Here is a 12,973-nt window from a genome sequence, read left to right as displayed (position 1 = left end):
ATGACTGACATGCGTTTGAGCCATCTTGCATTTGTGCTCGCCTTTGTGGCGACAGGAGCTTTGGCGCAGGGCGCTCAAGTCAATTTTGGGGGTCTGGAAAACGACCCTGATGCACCGATTGAGGTCACCTCCAACCAACTTGAGGTCAATCAGGACGAAGGCTGGGCGATCTTCACCGGAGAGGTGATCGTCGGGCAAGGCGCGATGCGCCTCTATGCGCCGTGGGTCAAGGTTTTCTACACCGAAGGTGGTGGCGATATTGAGCGGGTCGAGGCCAAGGATGGCGTCACACTGATCAATGGGCCGGAAGCTGCCGAAGGCGAAACGGCGGTCTACACATTGTCCGACAGCATGGTCGTGATGGTTGGCAATGTGCTGGTCACCCAAGGCGGCAGCGCCGTTTCCGGCGACCGCTTGCGCGCGAATATGGACACTGGCGAAGCCCGCGTCGAAGGCCGTGTGAAATCCATTCTGACCGGCGATGATGACGACGAGGACGCGCCCTCTGATGGCTGAGACCCCGACGCTGAGCGTTGCGAGCGAGCAGATGCAGGGCCTTGTCATCGAGAACCTGCAGAAAAGCTACCGCAAACGCCCCGTGATCCGCGATGTGAGCATGACGCTGGGCCGCGGCGAGGTTGTGGCGTTGCTGGGCCCGAACGGGTCGGGCAAGACGACTTGCTTTTATGCGATCGCGGGCCTGATCACGCCCGAGGGTGGATCGGTGACGATTGATGGGCGCGATGTGACAACACTGCCGATGTATCGCCGCGCGCAATTGGGCATCGGCTATCTGCCACAGGAAATGTCGATTTTCCGGGGCATGACCGTCGAAGACAACATCATGTCCATCCTCGAGATTACCGAGAAAAGCCGCCCGGCCCGCCAGACCCGGCTTGAGGATCTGCTGTCTGAGTTTGGCATCGAACACCTGCGTCGCGCACCTGCGCTGGTTCTGTCCGGCGGTCAGCGTCGCCGGGTCGAGATCGCGCGCTGCCTGGCCGCCCGCCCGAATTACCTGCTTCTGGACGAGCCCTTTGCGGGTGTCGACCCGATTGCTGTGGGCGATATCCGCGCATTGGTGGCCGATCTGACCAAGCGCGGGATTGGTGTGCTGATCACCGATCACAACGTCCGTGAAACGCTCGAAATCGTGGACCGCGCCTATATTTTGCACGACGGCAAGGTTCTGATGAGCGGGACCGCCAAAGAGGTCGTCGAGGACGCGAATGTCCGCCGGGTCTATTTGGGCGAGAGCTTCCGCATTTCTTGATCCGATCTGTCGCAGGTCTCAGCAAGTCCTTGCCGGGATGTCCGGAAAGATGTTTGCAATCAGTCGGTTCGCAAGTCTTCGCCCAGGGATTGAAACCGGTTAAGCACTCATTTTCAAATTACAATGATTGACAGATGCCCCCCCAATAGCGCCAACTGACAGGGATGAGAGTCGTTGCATGTCAAACGCTGCCCTCACGGCAAACAGGACGCAGACGCGCCCGATTGAGCTTACGCACACGACCACTTTCGTCATCTCCATTAACGACGCTGTAACTCTTTTACGGCCCCTATCGGGCTCAGAGGAAAGCTGTCTCAAAACGACTACGGAGCTTGTATGCAATACCAGATCAGCGGCAAACAAATTGACATCGGATCAGCCCTTCAAACCCATGTGAAAGAGGAAATGGGCGACGTCGTTGCGAAATATGCAGAGCGACCGACAGACGCGAATGTCATTTTTTCCAAAAGCGCACATGAGTTTGTCTGTGAGGCCACGGTGCATTTGTCGACCGGTCTAACGGCACAAGCCAAGGCCCATGCCACTGAAATCTATGCGGCTTTTGACAGCTGCAACGCAAAGATGGAAAAGCAGCTGCGCCGGTACAAGCGCCGGTTGAAAGATCATCACCGCGAGCGTGCCCAGCCGGTTGAACTTATGGAGGCTTCCTCGTATATCCTCGCGTCAAGTGAGGACACGGACGGGTCCGAACCAGAATCGCTCCAGCCGATGATCATTGCCGAGATGGAAACGAAAATCCCTTCGATTTCTGTCGGTGAAGCCGTGATGCAGATGGAGCTTCAGGAGGCGCCCGTTCTTGTGTTCCGCAACGAGGGAAATAATGCGGTTAATGTGGTTTATCGGCGCGATGATGGAAACATCGGCTGGATTGACCCGAGCAGTTTGAAAGCGTAAAGCCGCCAAACCCAGCAAAGGGGGCTGGGCAAGATGGAACTAGATACGATTCTCAAAGCTGAGGCCGTGAAGGTCGTCAGTAGCGCCACCAGTAAAAAGCGCCTGTTTCGAGATCTGAGCGAGACAGCAGCGTCTGCCTACGGGTTGGACTGCGGCGTTGTTCTGGACCGTTTGCTTGAGCGTGAAAGCCTTGGCCCCACAGGTGTGGGCCATGGCGTTGCACTTCCCCACGCCCGGCTTGCCGGGTTGGACAATGTGCTGGGCCTGTTCATCTTGCTCGAAAAGCCGCTGGATTATGAATCCGTCGATCGCCAACCCGTCGATCTGATCTTTGCGCTGTTTGCGCCCGAGGATTCAGGGGTCGAACATCTGAAAGCGCTTGCTTTGGTCTCTCGGACACTCCGGAATACGGATTTCTGCACCAAGCTGCGGGCCAATCCCAGCTCTGACACGCTTTACACCATCCTCACAGAAACGCAGGCGGCGATCCGCGCCGCCTAGGCCCAGCTGCCAAATCCAAAGGTCATGTAGTCGCGCTGATACACATCGCGCACGGCGGCCTCGATCGCGTCATCGTAGATGTCGACCAGCTGGATAGGGTAACCATTGTCGAACTCGACAAGAGCCGGGCTTTCATACCCGATCTCGCTGGCAAGATAGGCCAGACCATTTTCCATGCGATCCGCGCGGATCGTGACATCGGGCAGCGCAAATTGCGCGAAGCCTTGCAGGCATTGCGCCTGACTGGCCCAGAAACCATCGACACGAATGCCTGTCTGGTTGTTCAGATTGCCCTTTAGAAACGCGATAAAGGCCAAAAACGCTTCGCGATGCTGGCGGCGATCCCAACTGGCATCGACCTCTCCTACAGGAATCGGCAGCTTGTAGACCCTTCGCAAGGTGTTGCGTATCTCTTTGAAAGAGCCTTTGCCCGCGTTCAGGATTTTCTCGCAGAAGGCGACATGGGCGCGCTCCACCGGATGCTGGACCACGGTAAAGCTGCGATGCCCGTTATGCTGGCGCTTCCACTGGCGCAGGGACTTTTGGTTAAAATTGCCCTGAAGCGCGCCGGGCTTTACCCCGTCCAGCGCCGCCATCCACGCCTTCACCTTGCGATCCGGCCCCCCGCGCACGGGAAGATACATCAAAGGAGCTTCCGCAGCCGTCAGAAAACTCGGCACCTGAGGGCCGCGCCGTGTCTCGAAATTGGGCGTGCGCGAAAGATCAAAATGATCCGTCTTGCCCAGCGCGAGTTGCATCTCATCAAAGTTTTTCACTTTCTCGGACAAAGGCGCAGGGTTCTGCTTCTTGAGCTTCTTGGACAGGCTGTCCAACTGCGTCGTCTCGCCCAAAAACCCGGCGAGCCCGTTCATGACGTTGACGTCCTGCACGTCCTCATAGGCCAGGTAAAAAGCCGTCTGCCCGGTGATCTGCAACGTGTTCAGCAACTGCACCTGAAACGCCTGCAGGGCCGTCAGGTGCCGATCAAATTCATCCGCATCAAACATAATCTGCGCGGATTTCTGGTGCTTCATATCGGCCAGTTTCCACTGCCCGGTCTGTTGCGCGATCTTCCACGAGACGTAACTTTCGACCGGATTGCGCGTCAGGATAATCTTGGCACAGCGCGGATTGGGCAGGACATGCTCCAGAACCCGCCCGTCGTGATTGTGAAAGAACCGAAAGCCAGGAAGCCCGTCGGTATTCTTGCGCATCGCGTCAATCAGCGAGGCCGGATCGCCTTCGCGCATCGCTTGCGTGACCCCGAAAAGATCGGTCCTATTAGGGTAGCAAATGAAATGCGGATTGAAGGCTTCGCCGTAACAGGCAAGGCCGGGAAACTCGTTAATGTTGGTTTCCAGAAAGTTTGAGCCTGTCCGCATCTCGGCGAAAACGACAAAAAAGTCAAAGTCTTGAGACATATTGCGTTATCGCACCAGATAAGGTTTGCGCGGCTGATCCTTGGGCTGCACCGGATCATCGCCAACCGGGAAGTCACCCATCAAATGCGGATGCATCCCTTGGTTTTTCAGGTTCTGCAGGAACTGACCAAAGCCCGTCAGATCAACCATCCGCGGAACTTCTGTCAAGCGGCGCAGGTTCTTCGGGCCAATCTCGTCAATGATCATCTGCAGCGGCTCCATCGGGCTTTCGACAAAGTCCGCCATCGTCCAAATCCGCACCCGCGCCTTGGTGTAATACGAGCGTAGCACATCCAAGTGACGGCTTTCGATTTTCTGCAGCCGAGCCGCTTCTGACCGCAAGTCCGAGAAGTTGCGGTTCGTCTTGAAGAGCGGGACCGCCCACGCCCCCGTGATCACCGAGATCTGCGCATTGGGGTCTTTCGCAAGCAGCCATTCGACATCCTGATTGTCATCAGGGCCAAACTGAAAGCACTGACGCTCCCCGCGCGTGTTCCAGATCAGGTTGGTCAGAAACGCCTTGAACCGGTAGTCCCGCGCCTTGGCCGAGTTATAAAGCGCGCCAGCGTAACTGTCTTCGTTATTGGCAAACTCGACCTTGTCCTTGGCGAAGAGATGCCCGTGCACTCTGGCCCCCGACGCACGCGTCAACCACGGCTCGAAATCCTCAAAAAGCTCGGCAAAGCCTTCGAAAACCGAATAAGGCGCGCTGGTCACGCCGTTTTCCCAGCCCTCATTGGGCAGACGGCTTTGCATGTAAAGACCAGCGCGGCCACGGGTCCGGCGCTCCACGGCTTTGGCGAAGATACGGTCGATCTTGCCCGGGTTCGGCTCCGTCCGTTTCATCGCGCCTTCGGCATCGGTCAGAAACGCAGAATAAAGCCGATCTGCCTTGGACCAGATTTTGCGTGCAACGAAACAGTCCGAACGGCGCAAAAGCTGCAGATGGTCGTCGTAAAAGATGTGCGGTTTGCCTTGGAAATCGAACTTCGACAGCGTCAGAGAGCGGCTTTCCACATTCGACGAATAAATCCGGCAGAGCGTTTGAAAATAGCTCTCATCCGGAATCCAGACGCGCTTGAAATAGGCGTCATAAATGCTGCGGTCCGGGTCTTGAAGGATCGCCGAGAGGGTTTGCCGTGTCAGGCACCACCATTGCGATCCCATATGCGGCACGATCCCGGCGGGGATTTTGCGTTTGTAGCCCACCTTGCGCTGCAGCTCGACAAAACGGTCGAAGAAATAGCGCCGCTTTTTCCATGAAAACGGGAAGTTCAGCGTGAACCGTTCCGCGTCCAAGCCGCCAACGGTCCAAGGGACATCCTCGGTCGTGGCGGATTCGATGAAATCGGTGCGCGGGCGATCGGCAAGGTAATCGATCAACTCTTGCACCGGGCGCAGCGGCAAGCACGATCCCGAGGCCAGATAGACATGGGTGATCTGGTCATCGGTGCGCAACAATTGCTCCGACGCGGCTTGCGACGCGGCAACAATGCCCCAGGTGCCCCATTCGCAGCGATACCGCGTCTTGCAAAAAGAGACCTCATCCACATCTGCGAGGTTTTGCACAAAGGTCTGATAAGTCTGGCGATCCACGAACTTGTCGCAATGGATCACAACAGGGCACCCAGCGGCTGCCCAATGGCGCGCGACCTGTTCGGCCCGGTGCAACGAGGTGTGCACAAGCATGACGATCCCGACGGTCACGGCGCCCTCCTCATGCCCAGTTGCCCTTGGACATCAGGCCAAGGATCTCAAGCTGGCGCCAGTTTATGTATTTTTCGGACCATTTGCACCACAGGTCCGGATTTTCCTGCAACCCTGCGGCATAGGCGCGATACTCATGGCTGTTCGCATAATGCTGTTTACGTTCCAGCTCTTCACGGGCCTTTTGCGGGAAGGTGTTGAGGAATTTGGCATGAAGCAGACACCCCGACGCTTTCTCCCCACCCCATTCGTCATAAACTTGGTTCAAACCACGCGGCAACAACATGTGCGACGAGCTAGCATAGGCATAATTGCGATGCCATTTGACCAGCGGAATCTTATTGAGCGCAGGCGCTCGTTCGGGTTTGTCAGCAAAGAACACACGAGCGCGCGGTCCACCTTGAATCCATAAGTTTCCGAACCGACTGTTCCGCTCGATCGTGTAGTTGCCCGAATCGAACCACGAGGCGATCTCCATCGGGTCCTGGCCTTCGTGATAAGGCACATCATTCAGCGGACCCTTGGGATACATATCCAGCAACATCGCACTGAACGACTTGATGGAGGACGCGTCCAGCCAATCTGTTAGTGCCTGAATGGGTCGCGTGTCGCAAAACGGATAGACCAGAAACTCGTCCGGATCGACAACCAGCGACCAATGGCCATGGGCGTATTTCAGTTGAAGGTAATTCAGCCAATCGACCCCAAAACGCGAGCGTTTGTAGCTGCCTTGGGTGCTCCAGACCGACACATCGGGCTGGTCTTTCAGAAACTCCAACGAGCCATCATCGCTGTTGTTATCGACAAAGAAGAAGTGGTTAACCCCCATGTCGCGATAATAGCGAAGGAAGTAAGGCAGACGAATGCGTTCGTTGCGCTGCGTGGTAAACGACAGCACGTCGCCGGGCTTGATCTGGCCTGTGCGATTCACCGTCGAAACCAGCTCACGGCTCTTGCGATAGGCGCGAAGCCGGAACCGTTTACGACGCAGTCGCAGTCGATATGTTTGTGCCAGTCCCAAAACGTCCCTTTAATGGCCTTTGCCTGCGTTCAAACCCGTATCATGCAACCCTTAAGACGATATTGAAGTGTTCTGTCCATGTTGGAAGCGCGATCTGATCCGATATCGCCTGCCTGTCCGGCCTTTGTGTTCCCCGTTCCAGCAGTGTCTCAACCGCTTTTTTCCAAAGATACCCGTCATTTACGTCTAGGTAAACGGGGATATCCCCAAGAAACTCGCGGTAAACGGGCAGGTCGGCGCATAAGACTGGCGTTCCCAGCAGGGCAGCTTCGGCAGGCGGCAGCCCAAAGCCTTCGGCGACGCTTGGAAAAAGCAGGGCCGTGGCACCGTTCAGTAGGGTGAAAAGATCCGGATCAGAAATGGCGTTCAGTTCGATGATCGCGTTATCCGACGCATCAAGCCTTTGAAATACTTTCTCATTTTTCCAACCCCTTGCGCCTGCGATCACAAGTTGTGGCATCTCGGCAGGCGCGCGCTCTTGTGCCAACTGGTCCCATACGTCCAGCAGCAGCGCATGGTTCTTGCGCGGCTCAATCGTGCCAACGCAAACAAAAGCTGGGCGGTTGGGATCGACCTCTTCAGGCCAGCGACCTCCCGTCATATCAGGCTCTGTTACACCCAAAAGCGCCACAATCCCCTTGGGAGCTTGCCCCCATTCGTCGAAATACCGCTGCGCGTCACGCTGGCTTTGGGCAGAGTTGTAGATAATCAGATCCGCCAAATCCCCCACGCGACGCAGCTTGGCGGCAAAGGCCGCTGGAATGCCATCGGCCTGATATTCCGGGTAATCCAAGGGGATTGTGTCATGGATCATCACGGCACGCTGGCTATGGGCGAACGCGTCCAGCACCCTGCGGCTGAGATTGGCGTGGCCGACGTTGAAGTAGCTGGCACCGGCGGGGATATGCGTTGCGATCATGCGGGCCAGACCGCGCGGCCGGCACCGGGCAAGGGCGTGCTGCCTCAGCGCGCTTTCAGCCTTTTGGCGTTTGACATGACGGCGATTGGTGAAGCGGCTCAAGATATCGCGGGCAGGCCAGACATTCGTCTGAAGGCAGGTCGCAATCGCTGCAACACCGGACCGGTCCAGCAGCACATAGCCCAATGACGTGCGCACCAATGCGAAAAGCGGGCCATCCAATTCCAGAAATTGCGTCAGATAAGCCATTTCGACCCGGTCGACGCCAGTCAACCGCCGCCCAGCGCGAGAGATTAGGCGCGTCAGGTCCAGACAGCGCGTCCGCGCGCTATTGATCGTAATGCCCGGTTTGGTGCCAGCGCCATGCATCAATAATCATCTGCTTCATATTCGACCGCTTTGGCCGCCATCCAAGCTCAGCTTCGGCTCTCACACTGCCGGACACAAGCATTGTGCAATCCCCGGCTCTACGAGCACCCTCAACCACCGGCACGTCCTTGTTGGTCACGATACGGCTTTCGTTGACCACTTCACGCACCGAAAAGCCGTTACCAGTACCAAGATTAAAGGCCCTGCTTTCTTTGCCGTCTTGCAGCCAGTTCAGACCCAAAACATGGGCATCCACCAGATCCATCACATGGACATAGTCGCGAATGCAGGTGCCATCGGGTGTCTCGTAATCTGTGCCAAAGATCGTCAAAGCATCCCGCTTGCCGTCAATCGCGTCCAACATCAGCGGAACCAGATGCGTCTCGGGCTGATGAAACTCGCCAACCTCGCCATCGGGATCTGCCCCGGCCACGTTGAAATATCGGAAGACAACCGAACGCAGGCCGTCGCTTTCGCCGAAGCCCAACAGCATATCCTCAATCGCCCGTTTGGAGGCGCCATAGGGGTTGATCGGCTCTTGCCGGCAGTTTTCATCCAGCACGACATTATCATGATCGCCATAGGTGGCGCAGGTTGATGAAAAGACGATCTCTTTGCAGCCTGCCTTCAGCATCGCTTCAATCAAGGTGAGAGAGCCGACGACATTATTGCGCCAATAAAGCGCTGGCTTCTGCATGCTTTCGCTCACCTGGCTGAGCGCTGCAAAATGCACCACAGCGATAGGCTCATATTTCGCGAAAACAGCGTCAAGGCGGGCTGCATCGGTCAGATCACCCTGCTCAAACGGGCCGAATTTGACGGCATCCTGCCACCCGGTCGAAAGGTTGTCATAGGTCACCGGAACATAACCGGCCGCTTTCAGCGCCTTGCACGCATGCGAGCCGATATACCCAGCACCACCCGTGACCAATACATGTTTCATGATCGCAGCTTACTGGGCCGCGTTCTGTTGGGACACCATATGGCTGAGATATTCGGAAAACTCGCCTTTCAGATCATCGCGGCCAAGTGCAAAGGCAACGGTCGCCTGCAAGAACCCCGCCTTCGATCCGCAATCAAAACGCTGGCCACGGAAGCGATATCCGTAAACGTTACGCTCTTCACTGATCTCGTCAGCGATTGCGTCGGTCAGCTGAATTTCCCCACCGGAGCCGGATTTGAGACGATTCAGGTTGCGCAGCACATCCGGCGTCAGAATATAGCGACCGATCACCGCCAGGTTGGAGGGCGAATCCTCAGGGTCCGGCTTTTCGACCATCCCGTTGACCGACACCATGTTGCCCATGTCTTCGCGCACATCAAGCATCCCGTAGGAAGACGCCTTTTCCGGCGGCACTTCCATTGCGGCAACCATGCAGCCGCCGGTTTCTTCGTAGGCCTCAACCATTTGCTGCAAGCAGGGCTTTTCCGCGGCGATCACGTCATCCGGCAGGATCACGGCAAAGGGCTCGTTCGCGATCAGGCGACGCGCGCACCAGACGGCATGGCCAAGGCCCAGCGCTTTGTGCTGGCGGATGTAGGCAATCGCGCCGCTGTCCATATTGGTGCTTTTGAGGGTCTCCAGAAGCTCTGTCTTGCCCTTCTTGCGCAAGGAAGATTCCAAGTCTGGCGCGTGGTCAAAGTAATCCTCAAGCGCGTTCTTGCCGCGCGAGGTCACAAAGATGAATTCCTTGATACCCGCCGCGCGGGCCTCGTCAATGGCGTATTGGATGAGCGGTCTGTCGACCAGCGTCATGATTTCTTTCGGAACAGCTTTCGTCGCAGGCAAGAACCGGGTTCCCAAACCCGCAACCGGGAAAACGGCTTTCGTGACTTTGCGCTTCATTCTGTCCTCACCTTTCGTTGTGGTCTCAGAGCGCCGCCCGGCGCCGAACCGTTTTCCGGATATACCATAAGTCTTTCGGAACTGTATCTCTTCAAAAGACTATCAACCTTATGTTGCCAATTTGAATCGGTTTTCAGGGGAAGTGTTAGTGATCATCGTCAGAAAGCGCACGTTGCGCGGAAAAGCGCTGGATTTCTTGCTTAATGCGCCCATGAAATCCTTTGCTCAGCACAGGCCCCTGGCTGCGATCCGATCGACCCCAAAGCCCCCCTGATTGCACCCAGATCCCCGGCGCTTCAAATCGAACGTGATGCCTGCGAAAAGATGGGTCGAGCAGAAGAATCGTCACAATCAGCCCCTTGTCGCGCAACTGTCGCGCGCGTTGCCTCAAAGAGCCACGCTGCCACACCCGCCCTTTGAGCACGACAGACCCTCCAGAAGCCGTGGTCTGGAAGGGCAGGAAGGTTTGAGGTTTTGCGATGGGACTATGCTCGGCAAACGCGCGATTGCGCCCCTCCTCGAACCCATCACGCAGAGTTTTCAGCAAACGCCCCACGTCCCGAGGTTCGATCATCCCGTGGACCAGATAGCTTAATAATCGGCGCCTTTGTGTCTGCGTATATTCAGAAAAAAGCGGCTCTAACTCAGCGGGATTCGCATGTTTTCTTAGAAATACTGCTTTGCTGGCCCCCAGCTGAAACAGATTCGTTGGCGCACGGCTAACGCTGCGCGTCGCGTTCGCGGCAAAGCCATGATGCACCTCTGCGCGCGGAGCGAATGCAATGGCGTGGCCTGCATGGGCGAGGCGCAAACACAGGTCCGTTTCATCAAGATAATAGTGAAACGCCGGATCAAAACCGCCCAGCGCGACCAATATATCGCGCCGGATTGCCATGTTGGTGCCTTCCAGCTTGGCGGTTTGGCCGCTCGCCACCTCAGGCATAAACGGGGTCTCCGGCCCATCAATCTCGACGCGCTGCCCCGTCTGATCTACGGCCCCGGCTTTCCATTGAAAGGAGATACCATTCCGGCCCCGCACATATCCACCGACAGCGGCAATATCGCCCGGATCGAACCCTTTGACCAACTCAGCCAACCAGGTCGGCTCTGGTACCGCATCATCGTCGATAAAGGCGATGATCTCTCCGCTGGTGTGCAGAATGCCGATGTTACGCGCTGCTGAAATATTAGGCGCATCAAAGACCACCGTCTTAATCTGGCCCGGATACTCTCCCAGCGCATCCAATCCCGCAGAATCAGCGACGACCACGATCTCGTAAGGCTGATACAGAAGTTGCGACAGCCCCATCATGCATCGCTTGAGAAGTGCCGCGCGGTTGCGGCTCACGACGACAATGCTGACCGTCGGTTGCGTCATTCAAGACCCATTTGGGCCATCATGGTCTCTATCTTTGGCACATCCTCGGGATTATTCAGCTCCCAGAACTGGCGCCCTTTCGCCTCGACCTCGACGCATAAGACACGGCGCCCATTCTCCAGAAAACGAAGCTGCTCAAGCCCTTCAAGCTGCTCAAGTGGGCCGTGTCTCCATGTCGGGTAAAGCGCCAACGCCTCGGGGCGGTAGGCATAGACACCAACATGGTGAAAAACGGGCGTTTCTGCTGTGTCGGCATAAGGCTGAGATGTGAAAGGAATTACTTCCTTGCTGAAATAAAGACCGCTTTGATGCACATCGAAGACCGCAGTGGTGCCGCCAACACGGCCTTCCGCGCGGTCTTGCTTGAGACCGGCCAACATCGCACCATCACAGCGCAGGACTGGCGTGGCGATATCGGCCTCTGCGTCCGATTGCAGGCCGGAAATCAGGTCTTCGACAAACCAGGCCGGGGTCAGCGGTGCATCGCCTTGCAAGTTCACCACAATGTCGAAACCACCACCCAATGCAGCATGCGCCTCTGCACAGCGTTCGGTGCCGTTCTCACACGTTGACGAGGTCATAACAACCTCTGCGCCAAATGCCTCGGACGCCTGCTTGATGCGATCATCATCGGTTGCGACGACAACGCGATCGACACCTTGAACCGCAATAGCGGCGTGCCACGAGCGCTGAATCAGGCTCTTTTCCTGCCCATCTGCACCTTTCAAGCCAACCAATGGCTTGCCCGGATACCGGTTCGAAGCATAGCGGGCCGGGATCACCAGAAGGACAGACATCAGGGCTTTTCCAGATCCACACCCGGCGCAAAGGCTATAAAGAACGGGTTGGCAAACCCGTCTTTGCCGTAAACCAGATCCGTATGATCATCAAAGCGGACAACGCGCCCACCTGCACCTGCCAGAACAGCGTGTCCGGCTGCTGTGTCCCATTCCATCGTGCGACCAAGACGCGGATAGAGATCGGCCTCCCCCGTCGCGACAAGACAGAACTTGAGCGATGAGCCAGCGCTCTTGCTGTCTTCGACCTGATACTTGGCGATATAGCTGTCTGTGTCGGCATCCCTGTGGGACTTGGATGCGACCACCATCAACGCCGAATTATCCGGATCAGAGACTGAGATCTTCGTGGTATCGCCAATCCCTTCTTTCGCAAAAGGCCCAGTTTCCTCGACCGCTGTGCCATGGGCTTGGGTATAAAACAGCCGCTTGCGCGCCGGGGCATAGACCACGCCACGGGTCGGCACGCCGTCTTCCACCAGCGCGATATTAACGGTGAAATCGCCACGCCGGTTGATGAACTCTTTGGTGCCGTCCAGCGGATCGACAATCAGGAACGTCCGCGCCTCCAGCGTGTGGGAGGCCGATTGTTCCTCTGTCACCAAAGCGACATCCGGAAACGCCGCCCGCAACCCTTCCGAGATATGTGCATCCGCGGCCTCATCTGCTGCGGTCACAGGGCTATCGTCAGACTTCACTTTCACATCAAAATCATCGGAGTCGTATATCTCCATGATGAGGTCGCCTGCCTCCAGCGCAAGGCGCCGGATCGTGTGGGTCAGTGCCTGATAGTCCAAGAGCGCTCTCCTTAAATCGCAAATCCCTG

The 12,973-nt window shown here is 56.8% G+C and carries 13 protein-coding genes; 4 read left to right on the top strand and 9 right to left on the bottom strand.

Translation table 11 applies throughout. The annotated features are described in order from the left end of the window. From KUW67_RS05855 to KUW67_RS05840, 4 genes are all read left to right on the top strand, one after another. Positions 1 to 516: an LptA/OstA family protein gene (locus tag KUW67_RS05855; protein ID WP_224824336.1), complete on the top strand. Its 516-nt coding sequence runs from the start codon at positions 1 to 3 to the stop codon at positions 514 to 516. Then, complete coding sequence (gene lptB / locus KUW67_RS05850; RefSeq protein WP_224824335.1) at positions 509 to 1,273, top strand: LPS export ABC transporter ATP-binding protein; 765 nt, start codon at positions 509 to 511, stop codon at positions 1,271 to 1,273. Before KUW67_RS05855 ends, lptB begins: the two co-directional genes overlap by 8 nt. A gap of 336 nt (positions 1,274 to 1,609) precedes the next feature. After that, positions 1,610 to 2,188 (top strand): ribosome hibernation-promoting factor, HPF/YfiA family, encoded by a 579-nt coding sequence (gene hpf, locus KUW67_RS05845; RefSeq protein ID WP_224824334.1) that lies wholly within the window; start codon positions 1,610 to 1,612, stop codon positions 2,186 to 2,188. Positions 2,189 to 2,221: 33 nt separating this feature from the next. Further along, complete coding sequence (locus tag KUW67_RS05840) at positions 2,222 to 2,689, top strand: PTS sugar transporter subunit IIA (protein WP_224824333.1); 468 nt, start codon at positions 2,222 to 2,224, stop codon at positions 2,687 to 2,689. Here the strand turns inward: KUW67_RS05840 and KUW67_RS05835 are convergent. The 9 genes from KUW67_RS05835 to cysQ form a co-directional block, all read right to left on the bottom strand. Then, a complete protein-coding gene (locus tag KUW67_RS05835) occupies positions 2,686 to 4,110 on the bottom strand; it encodes a nodulation protein NodH (protein ID WP_224824332.1) in 1,425 nt (474 codons plus the stop codon). The genes KUW67_RS05840 and KUW67_RS05835 overlap by 4 nt on opposite strands. A gap of 6 nt (positions 4,111 to 4,116) precedes the next feature. Continuing rightward, a complete protein-coding gene (locus tag KUW67_RS05830) occupies positions 4,117 to 5,817 on the bottom strand; it encodes a beta-1,6-N-acetylglucosaminyltransferase (RefSeq protein WP_224824331.1) in 1,701 nt (566 codons plus the stop codon). A 10-nt stretch (positions 5,818 to 5,827) separates the two neighbouring features. Then, positions 5,828 to 6,838 carry a glycosyltransferase family 2 protein gene (locus KUW67_RS05825; protein ID WP_224824330.1) on the bottom strand — a complete coding sequence of 337 codons (1,011 nt, stop codon included), beginning with the start codon at positions 6,836 to 6,838 and terminating at the stop codon, positions 5,828 to 5,830. 40 nt (positions 6,839 to 6,878) lie between these two features. Beyond that, on the bottom strand, positions 6,879 to 8,126 hold the full coding sequence (locus KUW67_RS05820) for a glycosyltransferase family 1 protein (RefSeq protein WP_224824329.1): 1,248 nt from the start codon (positions 8,124 to 8,126) through the stop codon (positions 6,879 to 6,881). Next, positions 8,086 to 9,069 carry a UDP-glucose 4-epimerase GalE gene (gene galE, locus KUW67_RS05815; RefSeq protein WP_224824328.1) on the bottom strand — a complete coding sequence of 328 codons (984 nt, stop codon included), beginning with the start codon at positions 9,067 to 9,069 and terminating at the stop codon, positions 8,086 to 8,088. The genes KUW67_RS05820 and galE overlap by 41 nt, the downstream gene beginning before the upstream one ends. A gap of 9 nt (positions 9,070 to 9,078) precedes the next feature. Continuing rightward, positions 9,079 to 9,972: a UTP--glucose-1-phosphate uridylyltransferase GalU gene (gene galU / locus KUW67_RS05810; RefSeq protein WP_224824327.1), complete on the bottom strand. Its 894-nt coding sequence runs from the start codon at positions 9,970 to 9,972 to the stop codon at positions 9,079 to 9,081. A gap of 145 nt (positions 9,973 to 10,117) precedes the next feature. Next, complete coding sequence (locus tag KUW67_RS05805; RefSeq protein WP_224824326.1) at positions 10,118 to 11,350, bottom strand: glycosyltransferase family 2 protein; 1,233 nt, start codon at positions 11,348 to 11,350, stop codon at positions 10,118 to 10,120. Next, positions 11,347 to 12,147 (bottom strand): manno-octulosonate cytidylyltransferase, encoded by an 801-nt coding sequence (locus tag KUW67_RS05800; RefSeq protein ID WP_224824325.1) that lies wholly within the window; start codon positions 12,145 to 12,147, stop codon positions 11,347 to 11,349. Before KUW67_RS05800 ends, KUW67_RS05805 begins: the two co-directional genes overlap by 4 nt. After that, positions 12,147 to 12,944 (bottom strand): 3'(2'),5'-bisphosphate nucleotidase CysQ, encoded by a 798-nt coding sequence (gene cysQ / locus KUW67_RS05795; RefSeq protein WP_224824324.1) that lies wholly within the window; start codon positions 12,942 to 12,944, stop codon positions 12,147 to 12,149. The genes KUW67_RS05800 and cysQ overlap by 1 nt, the downstream gene beginning before the upstream one ends. Positions 12,945 to 12,973: the final 29 nt, after the last annotated feature.

This window comes from Cognatishimia sp. MH4019 (genome assembly GCF_020177595.1).
GTDB lineage: Bacteria > Pseudomonadota > Alphaproteobacteria > Rhodobacterales > Rhodobacteraceae > JAHTBL01.
Note: the sequence above shows the minus strand (reverse complement) of the source record. Positions and strands in the feature narration are given on the sequence as shown.

Coding starts and splice junctions, on each gene's coding strand:
- KUW67_RS05800 (WP_224824325.1), bottom strand. CDS start 12,147: ATGTCTGTCCTTCTGGTGATCCCGGCCCGCTATGCTTCGAACCGGTAT.
- galU (WP_224824327.1), bottom strand. CDS start 9,972: ATGAAGCGCAAAGTCACGAAAGCCGTTTTCCCGGTTGCGGGTTTGGGA.
- KUW67_RS05835 (WP_224824332.1), bottom strand. CDS start 4,110: ATGTCTCAAGACTTTGACTTTTTTGTCGTTTTCGCCGAGATGCGGACA.
- galE (WP_224824328.1), bottom strand. CDS start 9,069: ATGAAACATGTATTGGTCACGGGTGGTGCTGGGTATATCGGCTCGCAT.
- KUW67_RS05805 (WP_224824326.1), bottom strand. CDS start 11,350: ATGACGCAACCGACGGTCAGCATTGTCGTCGTGAGCCGCAACCGCGCG.
- lptB (WP_224824335.1), top strand. CDS start 509: ATGGCTGAGACCCCGACGCTGAGCGTTGCGAGCGAGCAGATGCAGGGC.
- KUW67_RS05840 (WP_224824333.1), top strand. CDS start 2,222: ATGGAACTAGATACGATTCTCAAAGCTGAGGCCGTGAAGGTCGTCAGT.
- KUW67_RS05820 (WP_224824329.1), bottom strand. CDS start 8,126: ATGCATGGCGCTGGCACCAAACCGGGCATTACGATCAATAGCGCGCGG.
- KUW67_RS05855 (WP_224824336.1), top strand. CDS start 1: ATGACTGACATGCGTTTGAGCCATCTTGCATTTGTGCTCGCCTTTGTG.
- hpf (WP_224824334.1), top strand. CDS start 1,610: ATGCAATACCAGATCAGCGGCAAACAAATTGACATCGGATCAGCCCTT.